Source organism: Massilia sp. P2_C2, from assembly GCF_056404615.1.
The window spans coordinates 1-12070 of the sequence record NZ_JBFUDR010000192.1 but is presented as its reverse complement, the minus strand read 5'-3'; the positions used below and the strand labels follow the sequence as shown (position 1 = coordinate 12070).

Sequence of the window (12070 nt, the reverse complement as noted above, 5' to 3'; positions counted from 1 at the left end):
GCCCAGCATCGCCTCGGCCTTCGCGCGCGCGTCGGCATCGCCGCGCAATTCCAGCGGCAACATCACGTTTTCCAGCGCGTTCAGGTGCGCCAGCAGCTGGAAGGACTGGAACACGAAGCCCAGCCTGGCCTTGCGGAACGCGGCGCGACCATCTTCGTCGAGCGCGAAAATATCCGTACCGTCGAGCAGCACCTGGCCGGACGACGGCGTGTCGAGACCCGCCAGCAGGCCGAGCAGCGTGGACTTGCCGGACCCGGAGGCGCCGACGAGGGCAAGCGTCTCGGCCGGTTGCACGGTAAAATCCACCTCGTGCAGGATCGTGAGTTCGCCGCTGGCGTCAGTCACGCGCTTGGACAGGCCGCGGACCTCGATCGCCGGCCCGCCCGCACTGCCCTGCCCTGCACCGACTTTTGCTGCCTCGGGAATATCACGCATGCTTGCTTCACTTCTCAGAAAATGGACGTTCGTTGCCGTCGCGGTCTTCGCATTCGCCGCGTCGGGAAACGCCTATTCTGCCCCAAAAACGGTACTCGTGGTGGGCGACAGCCTGTCGGCCGAGTACGGCCTCGCACGCGGCAGCGGCTGGGTCGCGCTGCTGGAACAGCGGCTCAAGCGGGAGAATATCGACGCCCGCATCGTCAACGCCAGCATCAGCGGCGAGACGACGAGCGGCGGCCGCACGCGGCTGCCTGCGCTGCTGCAGCAGCACAAGCCTGACGTCGTCGTGCTCGAACTGGGCGCCAACGACGGGCTGCGCGGCCTGCCCGTGCCGGCCGCCATGGACAACCTGCGCACGATGATCCAGCTGGCGCAGCAGAACCGGGCAAAGGTGCTGCTGGTCGGCATGCGCATGCCGCCGAACTACGGCCGCGCCTACACCGAGCGCTTCGCCGGCATGTACAAGGACCTCTCGGGTACGTACAAGGTGCCGCTCGTGCCGTTCATGCTGGAAGGCGTCGCGCAGGACCCGGCCAACTTCCAGGCCGACCGCATGCACCCGCTCGCGGCGGCCCATCCGACCATCCTCAACAACATCTGGCCGCAATTCGCGCCCCTCGTCAAACGATAATGAAATACCCTGCAGTCCTCGGCGTCGACGACGTCCTGCCCATGCTCGACCAGTTCGACACCATCATCGACGCGCGCAGCGAGTCGGAGTTCGCGCTCGACCGCATCCCGGGCGCCATCAACTGCCCCACGCTGAACGACGCCCAGCGCGTCCTCGTGGGCACCACTTACAAGCAGGTCGGCGCCTTCGAGGCGAAGAAGATCGGCGCGCCGCTCGTGGCCCGCAACATCGCGCACTACGTCGACACGCTGTTCGCGGACAAGCCGAAGGACTGGAAGCCGCTCGTGTACTGCTGGCGCGGCGGCAACCGCAGTGGCTCGATGGCCCTCATCTTCGCCAAGATCGGCTGGCCCGTCGTGCAGCTGGACGGCGGCTACAAGGCGTATCGCGCCTACGTCGCCTCCGTACTGGAGAATCCGCCGCCGCTGGAGTTCCGCGTCATCTGCGGCACGACCGGCAGCGGCAAGAGCCGCCTGCTGGAGACGCTCGACGCCATCGGCGCCCAGGTGCTCGACCTGGAACGCCTGGCCGCGCACCGCGGCTCCGTCCTGGGCCATTTGCCCGGCGAGCCGCAGCCGGGCCAGAAGATGTTCGAGACGCGCATCTGGGACAAGCTGCGCCGCTTCGACCCGTCCCGGCCCGTGTTCGTGGAATCGGAAAGCAAGAAGGTAGGCAACCTGCGGGTGCCGGATGCGGTGATGGCGCGCATGCGCGCATCGACGTGCGTATCGTTGCAACTGGACCGTCCGCTGCGCGTGCAATTGCTGATGGAAGACTACCAGCATTTCTGTGACAACCCGGCCATCCTGAACGGCCAGCTGGACCATCTCGTCCAGCTGCACGGCCGCGCGCGCATCGATACGTGGCACGAACTGGCCAACACGGGACGCATGGCGGAGCTGGTCGACCAGCTGCTCGTGGAGCACTACGATCCCGCGTACCTGCGCTCGATCGACCGCAACTTCGTGCAGTATCCGCAGGCGGAGATCCTCACGCTGCCCGGCATTTCGCAGGATGACTTCATCGCGGCCGCGCGCCGGCTCCACGCCTAGATCAGGCACGTGTCTTGCTGAGGTAAGCGGTACAAAGAGGAAATGCCGGCTGTCCCTCGCGGCGCGCACCTCGCCGGCGCCGCGCGCGCAGGATGGTCGCACCCGGCAGTTCGTGCGCACCACTGACGTGCATCACGTCCGGTTATGCACGAGGGGTTACATTGACTCTTCCTTACCTTAACCGCATATGAAGGCACGCTATGAACCGCATGGAAGTCACGGAAAGAATCATCAACGCCAAGGTATCGAGGGGCATCAGGTGGGAAGACGTGGCCAGCCGGATCGGCCAGTCCAAGGAGTGGACGACTGCACTGTGCCTGGGGCAGATGACCGCCTCGACCGAACAGGCCGGTATCCTCGGCGACATCTTCGGGCTGACCGACGAAGAGTGCAAATGGCTGCAGGTGGTCCCGTACAAGGGCTCGCTGCCGACAGCGGTCCCCACCGATCCGCTGATCTATCGCTGGTACGAAATCGTCAACGTCTACGGGACGACCATCAAGGAACTGATCCATGAGGAGTTTGGCGACGGCATCATGAGCGCGATCGACTTTCACATGGACATCGTGCGGGAGCCTGATGCGAAAGGCGACCGGGTGAATGTCGTGCTGTCCGGTAAGTTCCTGCCGTACAAGCAGTACTAAGCTGTGGACGGGCAAAAAAGTTTGGCGCACGCCTCCAATGAAGCAGCCCGGTCCCGCAGGGCTGCTTCAAAATAATGCGTGGAGCGAATGGCTGTCGGCCCTGTATCAATCTACGGGCGGCAATAACAATGTTTCGAATAGGCTGCAGGGGGACAGCGGAACTGCACAACCGTCCGTTATCGACTCATTGCACACATGGCTAGTCGTAAACGCTAAGTGGCGGATACCGTAACATCTAGCGAGCCCGAATTGTCATGCTCCTGCCCGGTTGGGTAGTGATACCAAGCCTCGTGCGCAGAGAATTCACCGCACGCCAGACACTGCGTCTTGGGCCATTTGAAGGTACACCCAGGACACACTCCGCGGGTCCAGAAGGTATTCCAAACCGTGCCGCAAGAAGGAACGCACTGCCATCGATCCTCGGGACCCGGGCGCCATTCGCATTTCGGACAATAGATCTCTGCTTTATCCTGCATTTCTACCCCCTCGCTTCCTTCAATCTTCTCTGCTGCCGTGATCGTCCATTTCTAGCCGGACATAGCCGTTGGGCCAGCTAGGCGACGTACTCAACATAGGTATGGTCCTCACCCGCAAGTTCTTCTTCAATAATTGCGCAGATGACTTCCCAATCGCCGCCGGCCAGACCAGCGCCGATCTTCGGATAGCCAATGCGCTTCCCCGAAAACCTTAGCCTTACAGTTCTCATTACGTTTCGAATCGCTTCGTAATCCGCTTTGACGCCAGTGCCTCGCCAATGAACCTGCGTGTAGCCGTTGACAATGTGAAGGACGTGCCCGTTTCGATTGACCTCAGCGACAGACACCGTTCATGAATGGGTACCCTTGTAACCTTTTTGAGTCCAGTTACTCGTCATTTAGCCGTACTTGAGAACCGGCTTGCCAAAACCTATTAATCGGCCACTCCTGAGCAGTTGCTGCAACTCAGTGTTCGACATTGGTCGACATAATCCGGATATTCAAGCGCCCAGGTCGCTATAGCCTATTCATAAAGTTTCCCCATGTAAAGAATTTGTGCACATCGCTTCCATGGGTTACTCGGGCTTTCGTAGAACTTGGGCCCATCAATTGACGCATTACCCCATCTTGCTGCCGCATCCAGATAGGCGCCAATCGTACCGCTTTCCCATCCATTAGCGCCGCTCCCATACGGAGAACTTGGGTTGGCGTGCTCTTTATGCTGCTCATCTTCCCAGTCTTCTGCAAGAGCTTGCAAGAATCGCATAAATGACTGTTCATCAGTCACTGAGTCCAGGATCGTTTTCAGATTTGAGGTCATTGTCTATGTTGTTCTTGTAAAGCCGTCTTCGTGGGCAGTCAACGTTGGCGAATGACCAAAATTGGCCGAACCCGGCCGTTGAATTCTGCACAGCGGGTTGCCGTCGAGGCATACTCACGACTGGCAGTACCCGTCCCTAAGCAGGCATCCGCGGCGTTAATGCGCACAAGAGGGTGCAACCATGGCGCCCGATGCTCCCCGCACTCCCACTCATTCCTTCACCAGGTAACCCCGCTCGGCCGCCGCCACCGGATCCTGGAACACGGCCATCGCCGTCGTCATGCGCCGGAACCCGTACCGCGCATAGAACGCCTCCTTGCCCGGCACCGCATACAGGATGATCTTCGCGTGCCCGCGCGACAGCTCGACCAGGTGCGACATCAACGCGTCGCCCAGCCCGCGCCCCTGATGGCTGGACAGGATCGCCACATCGCAGATGTAGGAACAATCCTGGCCGTCGGCAAGCGCGCGCCCGGCAGCGACCAGCACACCGTCCTCGTAGCCGAAGCGGCGGAACATGCTGTTCGTGAACACCGTCTTGAGGCGGTCAGGCGACTTGTTGCCCAGCGGCGCCTTGCGGTACAGATCCGACAGCTCGTCCCAGTCGACGGTATCGAGCGCATCGGTCCAGGTCACGGTCATGTCGTCCCCCACGTTGTTGATCTGGCGTTAATTATAAGAAAAAAGCCCGGTCCGCTCGCGCGGCCGGGCTTTAGACGATGCGTTCAGGCTTATTCGGCCTTCGTGCCCAGGTCGGCAGCCTTGACGTTGATCTTCGCCTTCGCCTTGTGCTTCAGCGCTTCGACGAAGCCATAGGTCTCGGCATTGCCGACGGCGCGGCCGATCTGCTCCGCTTCCTGCTTGCGGCGCGCCTGATCCGGCTGCGCCGGCTGGCCCACCTTGACGATGCGGTACACGCCATAGCCCTGGCCCGGGATGTCGACGCCGACATAGGCCGGCAGCTTGCTCACGTCCGCCTTCAGCACGGCGATCGCGGCCGTGTCATTGAACGGCGGCTGCTTCGTGCGCGAGACGGTCTTCGCTTCGCCGAAGCCGGTCGCATCGCCCGACGCCTTGGCGGCCGCCAGCTTCGCTTCGCCGGCCTGGCGTGCCAGCTTGGCCGCTTCTTCCTGCGTGACGCGCTGGCGGATCAGGGCTTCGACATCGGCCAGCGGGCGCTTCGTCGCCGGCTTGAATTCGACGACACGGCCCGCCACCAGCGTGCTCGGCGCCACTTCGACGGCTTCCGTATTGCGCTTGTTCTTGATCGCGTCGTCCCCGAAGATCGCCTTCAGGAATTTCTCGTTATTCACCGGCGAAGCACCCAGCGCCGGATTCGGCTTACGGGTCAGGCCTTCGGCCGTCTGGATGGTCAGGCCCAGCTTGTCGGCCACCGGCTTCAGGCTGTCCGCCTGCTCGTACACGGTGTTCGTGAAGGTCTCGGCCAGTTCCGAATACTTGGCCGACATCCTGGCCTTCTTCAGGTCGGCGACGATCTCCGGCTTCGCCTCTTCCAGCGACTTCTGGGTCTCCGGCACGATCTTCGTGATCTTGATGATGTGGTAACCGAATTCCGAGCGCACGAGGCCGCTGACTTCGCCTTCCTTCAGGCCGTAGATCGCGTCTTCGACGGGCTTGACGAACACGCCCTTCTGCACGACGCCCAGGTCGCCGCCCAGTTCAGCCGAGCCCGGATCTTGCGATTGTGCCTTGGCGATCTTCGCGAAATCGTTCGGATTCTTGCGCACTTCGTCCAGGATCGCCTGCGCCTTGGCTTTCGCGGCGGCGTCCTCGGCAGCGGAGGCACCCTTCTTCACATTGATCAGGATGTGGCTGGCGGTGCGCTTTTCCGGCGTGGTGAAGCGGGCCTTGTTCTTGTTGTACGCATCGGCGACTTCGGCGTCCGACACGGTGACCTGTTTTTCGACGACCGACGGGTCGAACACGACGTATTCGGCCTTGACGGACTCCGGTATCTGGAACAGCGCGGCGTTCTTGTCATAGAACGCCTTGATCATGTCGTCAGTGACTTTGACTTGCGGCATATAGGTCGCGGCCGGGAACAGCTGCTCCTGCACTTCGCGTTCCTCGTCGTTGATGTCCGACAGGCGGTTGGCGACGGTGCGCGGCGCGAACGCGGTCTGCTGGACGGAGCCGACGAGCTGCTGCACGGCGAGGTCGTGGCGCATGCGCGCATCGAACGAGTCCGGCGTCATCCCCTGCGCGGCCAGCGTGGCCTTGTAGCGGTCCATGTCGAACGTGCCGTCTTCCTTGCGGAACGCCTGGATGTCCATGATGGCCTTTTGCAGGGCGGCGTCGTTCACCGTCAGGTGCTTGCGCACGATTTCGGCATTGATGGCGCGCTCGGCGACGAGCTGGTCGAGCACGGCCTGSTTCGCTTCGGGCGTGTCGAACAGTTTCTGGTCGAACTGCGCGCCCATCATCTGGCGAGCCTGGTCGAGCTGGCGCCGCTGCGCCGCTTCCCACTCCTGCTGGGTAATCGATTTCCCGTCCACGGTCGCCACACCATCRTTGCCGCCGCCGCGGTTGTTGTAGCTGCTCACTCCCACCAGCACGAACGACGGCAGGATCAGCAGCAACAGCAGGAACTGCATCAGGCGCTGGTGAGTACGAATAAAGTCAAACATGGTCAGCCATTCAAGGTTGAAAATGCGTTATCGAAAAACTCAAAAAAAAAGGCGAACCACAGTTCGCCTCTTTTTCGTCAACTTGGCGGAGCGGACGGGGCTCGAACCCGCGACCCCCGGCGTGACAGGCCGGTATTCTAACCAACTGAACTACCGCTCCAAATTCGTGTATCTCGCAACCACCGGTCGACAGCTTTCAACGCTGCAGACTTCGTGGCGGAGCGGACGGGGCTCGAACCCGCGACCCCCGGCGTGACAGGCCGGTATTCTAACCAACTGAACTACCGCTCCACGAAATACTGGGTACTACAAACTGCTGATGACTTTGCCAAGAGGCCTGGCCGTCAGCTGCTTCCTGCTGCGTGTCAGCGCAGCGGAGGCATTAGTTTACTGCATCTTTCAGTGCTTTACCAGCCTTAAATTTCGGGACCTTGGCCGCCTTGATCTTGATGGCTTCCTTCGTGCGCGGATCGCGGCCGGTGCGGGCAGCACGCTCGCCCACGGTGAACGTACCGAAGCCGACCAGCGTCACGCTGTCATTGTTCTTCAGGGTATTTGTCACAGCGACGATCATGGCATCGAGGGCGCGCGCTGCAGAAGCTTTGGTCAGGTCCGCGGACTTCGCGATTTCTTCGATCAATTCAGTTTTGTTCACTATCTTCCCTCGTTGTACGTTCTGATCACGGCGTCCGCACGCAGTCGGGTTGACCGTCGGCAAAAACCGCAAGGGCGTATTAAACAAGTTGCCTATGCTTTGTGTCAAGTAACGCGCGAACAACAGATGGTAATAAAAAAAGCGGCACCCGAAGGTACCGCTTTTTTGACGACGCATTCAGCCTCAGTGCTTGACGACGCCACCCTGGCCGTCGGCCGCAGTGGTGGCGACCGAGGAGGCCACCGCCGGCACGTCGACGATCGGCTCCGGTTGGCGCTCCAGCGCCACTTCCAGCACCTTCTCGATCCAGCGCACCGGCACGATCTCGAGCTTGTTCTTGACGTTATCAGGAATGTCCGCGAGATCCTTCACGTTCTGCTCGGGGATCAGCACGRTCTTGATGCCACCGCGCTGGGCCGCCAGCAGTTTTTCCTTCAGGCCGCCGATCGGCAGGACTTCGCCGCGCAGCGTGATCTCGCCCGTCATTGCCACGTCGGCACGGACCGGGATACCCGTGAACACCGACACCAGCGCCGTCGTCATCGCGATACCGGCGGACGGACCGTCCTTCGGCGTCGCGCCTTCCGGCACGTGGATGTGGATGTCGGTTTTCTCGAACACCTCGTTCTTGATGCCCAGGCGCTGTGCACGGCTGCGCACGACGGTACGCGCGGCTTCGATCGATTCCTTCATCACGTCGCCCAGCGTACCGGTGCGGATGACGGCACCCTTGCCCGGCACCTGCACGGCTTCGATCGTCAGCAGGTCGCCACCGACTTCCGTCCATGCGAGACCCACGACCTGGCCGATCTGGTTTTCCTTCTCGGCCACGCCGAAGTCGTAGCGGCGGACGCCCAGGAATTTATCCAGGTTCCTGGACGACACGATCACGCGCTTGTTGTCCTTCTTGAGCAGCAGCATCTTGACGACCTTGCGGCAGATCTTCGAGATTTCGCGCTCGAGCGAACGCACACCGGCTTCCCGGGTGTAGTAGCGGATGATGTCGCGGATCCCGGCCTCGTCGACCTTGATCTCTTCGTCCTTCAGGCCGTTCGCCTTGATCTGCTTCGGCAGCAGGTAGCGCTGCGCGATGCTCGTCTTCTCGTCTTCCGTGTAACCCGACAGGCGGATCACTTCCATCCGGTCCAGCAGGGCCGGCGGGATGTTGAACGAGTTCGACGTCGCCACGAACATCACGTCCGACAGGTCGAAGTCTACCTCGACGTAGTGGTCCGAGAACGTGTGGTTCTGCGCCGGATCCAGCACTTCGAGCAGCGCGGACGACGGATCGCCGCGGAAGTCCGCGCCCATCTTGTCGATCTCGTCCAGCAGGAACAGCGGGTTGCGCACGCCGACTTTTGCCAACGATTGCAGCACCTTGCCCGGCATCGAGCCGATGTACGTACGGCGGTGGCCGCGGATCTCGGCCTCGTCGCGCACGCCGCCCAGCGCCATGCGGACGTACTTGCGGTTCGTCGCGCGGGCGATCGACTCGCCCAGCGACGTTTTACCGACGCCCGGAGGACCGACGAAGCACAGGATCGGGGCCTTCAGCTTGTCGACACGCTGTTGCACCGCGAGGTATTCGAGGATGCGTTCCTTGATCTTGTCGAGGCCGTAGTGATCGGCTTCCAGGACTTCCTGGGCCTTTTCCAGGTCGATCGTGACCTTGGATTTCTTTTTCCACGGCAGGCCGACGAGCGTATCGATGTAGTTGCGCACGACGGTGGCCTCGGCCGACATCGGCGACATCATCTTGAGCTTCTTGATCTCGCCCATGGCCTTGTCCAATGCCTCTTTCGGCATCTTGGCGGCGACCACTTTCTTTTCCAGCTCTTCGATGTCGGCACCATCCTCGCCTTCACCCAATTCCTTCTGGATGGCCTTGACCTGCTCGTTCAGGTAGTACTCGCGCTGCGATTTCTCCATCTGGCGCTTGACGCGGCCACGGATGCGCTTCTCGACCTGCAGGATGTCCAGTTCGCCTTCCAGCTGGCCGAGCAGGTGCTCGAGGCGCTTGGCGACGTTGAAGATCTCCAGGATGACCTGTTTCTGCTCGAGTTTCAGCGGCAGGTGGGCGGCGACGGTGTCGGCCAGGCGGCCGGCGTCGTCGATGCCGGCCAGCGAAGCCAGGATCTCGGGCGGGATTTTCTTGTTCAGTTTGACGTACTGATCGAACTGCTGGACGATCGCGCGGCGCATCGCCTCGACTTCGGAATCGTCACCGATTTCCGAATTGATCGGGGTCAGGTCAGCGATGAAATGGCTCGGCGCGTCGTTGATGTGATTGATACGGGCACGCTGTGCGCCTTCGACCAGCACCTTCACGGTACCGTCGGGCAGCTTCAGCATCTGCAGAATATTGGCCACGCAGCCGATCTCATAGATGTCTGCGGCCGAAGGTTCGTCCTTGGCGGCGGCCTTTTGGGCTGCGAGCATGATGCTCTTACCCTGTTCCATGGCAGCTTCGAGCGCCTTGATGGATTTCGGGCGGCCGACGAACAGCGGTATCACCATATGCGGAAACACCACCACGTCGCGCAGGGGCAGCAGGGGCAGCGTCATTTGCTCGGTCAATTTTGAAGTTGTCATGGCATACCTTATAGAAAGCGTGTAGACGATGTGGGAGCACACTGTCGAAACACAAGACCGGCCGGAAAATATTTTCTACAAGCAAAAACTTTAACTTGATACGAATACTAGCCGTTTCTACAAAAGTCCTGAATTCAAATAAAAAAGCCACTACACAGCGTCCGCCGCGAGTGGCTTTTCGATTGAAGCCGTCTTTTGTTGAGATCGATTGTACCGTCTCAACTCAACGATTCAATACCTTTGTTGTGTTTGCGCTCGGAAATTTTTAATTTTCGCCGGCTGCCTTCGGCGATTCGCTGTAAATCAGCAAAGGTTTCGCGCCGTTCGTGATCGTATTTTCATCGATGACGACCTTGACGACATTTTGCTGACTCGGCAACTCGTACATCACATCCAGCAAAGCGTGTTCCAGGATGGAGCGCAGGCCACGCGCGCCGGTCTTGCGCGCCAATGCCTTCTTGGCAATCGCGTGCAGGGCCGCCGGGCGGATTTCCAGTTCGGCGCCTTCCATGTCGAGCAGTTTCGAATACTGCTTGATCAAGGCGTTTTTCGGCTCGACCAGGATCTGGATCAATGCTTCTTCCGTCAGTTCGCTGAGGGTAGCCACGACCGGCAGACGGCCGACGAGTTCCGGGATCAGGCCGAACTTGATCAGGTCTTCCGGTTCCGCTTCCATCAGGATATCGCTGACGGAACGTTGCGACTGGCTCTTGACGCTGGCCCCGAAGCCGATGCCGCTCTTTTCCGAACGGTTCTGGATGATCTTGTCCAGGCCGTCGAACGCGCCACCGCAGATGAACATGATGTTCGTCGTATCGATCTGCACGAAATCCTGGTTCGGGTGCTTGCGGCCACCCTGCGGCGGGACGGACGCCATCGTGCCTTCGATCAGTTTCAGCAGCGCCTGCTGCACACCTTCGCCCGACACGTCGCGGGTGATCGAGGGGTTGTCCGACTTGCGCGAGATCTTGTCGATCTCGTCGATGTAGACGATGCCACGCTGGGCCTTCTCGACCTCGTAGTTACAGCTCTGCAGCAGCTTCTGGATGATGTTCTCGACGTCCTCGCCGACATAGCCGGCTTCCGTCAGCGTGGTCGCGTCGGCGATCACGAACGGGACGTTCAGCATGCGCGCCAGCGTCTGCGCGAGCAGCGTCTTGCCCGAACCGGTAGGACCGACGAGCAGGATATTGCTCTTCGCCAGTTCGACATCGTCCTTCTTGCCCAGGTGCTTCAGGCGCTTGTAATGGTTGTACACCGCCACCGACAGGATGCGCTTCGCCGTTTGCTGGCCGATGACATACTGGTCGAGCAGTTCGGCGATCTCGTGCGGCGTCGGCAGGTCGGACTTGGCGCCCGCCACCGATTCCACGTTCGAGGTCTCGTCGCGGATGATGTCATTGCACAGGTCGATGCACTCGTCGCAGATGAAGACCGAAGGTCCTGCGATGAGCTTCTTGACCTCGTGCTGGCTCTTGCCGCAGAACGAGCAGTACAGGAGTTTTTCGCCGCTAGAGGATTTTTTGTCTGACATGGGGCAGGTTTCAGTTGAATTGCTATGAATATAACGCTAATACGAGGGCGCAACAAGTGCACACGACACCATGCTACCCGATTTGAAAACAAAACGCCCGAAGCGCTGTCGCGTCCGGGCGTATTTGAGCAACAGTTGTCGAGTGCTTTATGCGACCTCGGTAAGCAGATGAAGAACCTTAACCGCGGTTCGTCAAGACCTTATCAATGAGGCCATATTCGACGGCCTCTTCGCTCGACATGAAGCGGTCGCGGTCGGTGTCCTTGTGGATCTGTTCGATCGTCTGGCCGGTGTTATCCGCCATGATGCGGGCCAGGCGTTCGCGCAGGTACAGGATTTCCTTGGCCTGGATCTCGATGTCCGACGCCATGCCCTGCGAACCACCGGACGGCTGGTGGATCATGACACGGGAGTTCGGCAGCGAGAAGCGCTTGCCCTTGGCGCCGGCGGCCAGCAGGAACGCTCCCATCGAGGCGGCCAGCCCGGTGCACAGCGTCGACACGTCAGGCTTGATGAAGTTCATCGTGTCGAAAATCGCGAGGCCGGCCGACACGGAACCACCCGGCGAGTTGATGTACAG

At 60.7% G+C, this 12070-nt stretch carries 11 protein-coding genes and 2 tRNA genes; 3 read left to right on the top strand and 10 right to left on the bottom strand.

All coding sequences use genetic code 11. The annotated features are described in order from the left end of the window. A partial coding sequence (locus tag AC1DYX_RS20400) for an ABC transporter ATP-binding protein (protein WP_477262162.1) occupies nucleotides 1-435 on the bottom strand: 435 nt, incomplete at its 3' end. On the opposite strand from AC1DYX_RS20400, the gene AC1DYX_RS20395 reads away from it, so the two are divergent. The 3 genes from AC1DYX_RS20395 to cynS all read left to right on the top strand — a co-directional run bounded on the left by AC1DYX_RS20395 (nucleotide 434) and on the right by cynS (nucleotide 2765). Continuing rightward, entirely contained in the window at nucleotides 434-1069 is a 636-nt protein-coding gene (locus AC1DYX_RS20395; RefSeq protein WP_477262160.1) for an arylesterase, read from the top strand. The genes AC1DYX_RS20400 and AC1DYX_RS20395 overlap by 2 nt on opposite strands. Continuing rightward, nucleotides 1069-2121, top strand: a complete 1053-nt coding sequence (mnmH, locus tag AC1DYX_RS20390) for a tRNA 2-selenouridine(34) synthase MnmH (protein WP_477262158.1) — start codon at nucleotides 1069-1071, stop codon at nucleotides 2119-2121. The genes AC1DYX_RS20395 and mnmH overlap by 1 nt, the downstream gene beginning before the upstream one ends. A 200-nt stretch (nucleotides 2122-2321) precedes the next feature. Then, nucleotides 2322-2765, top strand: coding sequence for a cyanase (cynS, locus tag AC1DYX_RS20385; protein ID WP_477262156.1), 444 nt, complete (start codon nucleotides 2322-2324; stop codon nucleotides 2763-2765). Between the two features lie 999 nt (nucleotides 2766-3764). Here cynS and AC1DYX_RS20380 read toward each other — a convergent pair. From AC1DYX_RS20380 to AC1DYX_RS20340, 9 genes are all read right to left on the bottom strand, one after another. Continuing rightward, nucleotides 3765-4061 carry a DUF7660 family protein gene (locus AC1DYX_RS20380; RefSeq protein ID WP_477262154.1) on the bottom strand — a complete coding sequence of 99 codons (297 nt, stop codon included), beginning with the start codon at nucleotides 4059-4061 and terminating at the stop codon, nucleotides 3765-3767. Nucleotides 4062-4271: 210 nt separating this feature from the next. Continuing rightward, a complete protein-coding gene (locus AC1DYX_RS20375; protein ID WP_477262152.1) occupies nucleotides 4272-4703 on the bottom strand; it encodes a GNAT family N-acetyltransferase in 432 nt (143 codons plus the stop codon). An 89-nt stretch (nucleotides 4704-4792) separates the two neighbouring features. Further along, on the bottom strand, nucleotides 4793-6709 hold the full coding sequence (locus AC1DYX_RS20370) for a SurA N-terminal domain-containing protein (protein ID WP_477262150.1): 1917 nt from the start codon (nucleotides 6707-6709) through the stop codon (nucleotides 4793-4795). An 83-nt stretch (nucleotides 6710-6792) separates the two neighbouring features. Further along, nucleotides 6793-6869: transfer RNA gene (locus tag AC1DYX_RS20365), tRNA-Asp, on the bottom strand. Between the two features lie 54 nt (nucleotides 6870-6923). Next, nucleotides 6924-7000, bottom strand: a tRNA-Asp gene (locus AC1DYX_RS20360). A gap of 91 nt (nucleotides 7001-7091) precedes the next feature. Continuing rightward, nucleotides 7092-7541 (bottom strand): HU family DNA-binding protein, encoded by a 450-nt coding sequence (locus tag AC1DYX_RS20355; RefSeq protein ID WP_477262148.1) that lies wholly within the window; start codon nucleotides 7539-7541, stop codon nucleotides 7092-7094. A 6-nt stretch (nucleotides 7542-7547) separates the two neighbouring features. Then, nucleotides 7548-9956, bottom strand: a complete 2409-nt coding sequence (gene lon / locus AC1DYX_RS20350; protein ID WP_477262147.1) for an endopeptidase La — start codon at nucleotides 9954-9956, stop codon at nucleotides 7548-7550. Between the two features lie 265 nt (nucleotides 9957-10221). Further along, nucleotides 10222-11490: an ATP-dependent Clp protease ATP-binding subunit ClpX gene (gene clpX, locus AC1DYX_RS20345; protein ID WP_036239689.1), complete on the bottom strand. Its 1269-nt coding sequence runs from the start codon at nucleotides 11488-11490 to the stop codon at nucleotides 10222-10224. 178 nt (nucleotides 11491-11668) lie between these two features. Continuing rightward, nucleotides 11669-12070 (bottom strand): ATP-dependent Clp protease proteolytic subunit (locus AC1DYX_RS20340; RefSeq protein WP_477262144.1); only part of this gene is annotated, 402 nt, incomplete at its 5' end.

Coding starts and splice junctions, on each gene's coding strand:
- cynS (WP_477262156.1), top strand. CDS start 2,322: ATGAACCGCATGGAAGTCACGGAAAGAATCATCAACGCCAAGGTATCG.
- clpX (WP_036239689.1), bottom strand. CDS start 11,490: ATGTCAGACAAAAAATCCTCTAGCGGCGAAAAACTCCTGTACTGCTCG.
- AC1DYX_RS20395 (WP_477262160.1), top strand. CDS start 434: ATGCTTGCTTCACTTCTCAGAAAATGGACGTTCGTTGCCGTCGCGGTC.
- AC1DYX_RS20375 (WP_477262152.1), bottom strand. CDS start 4,703: ATGACCGTGACCTGGACCGATGCGCTCGATACCGTCGACTGGGACGAG.
- AC1DYX_RS20380 (WP_477262154.1), bottom strand. CDS start 4,061: ATGACCTCAAATCTGAAAACGATCCTGGACTCAGTGACTGATGAACAG.
- AC1DYX_RS20355 (WP_477262148.1), bottom strand. CDS start 7,541: ATGCGTCGTCAAAAAAGCGGTACCTTCGGGTGCCGCTTTTTTTATTAC.
- mnmH (WP_477262158.1), top strand. CDS start 1,069: ATGAAATACCCTGCAGTCCTCGGCGTCGACGACGTCCTGCCCATGCTC.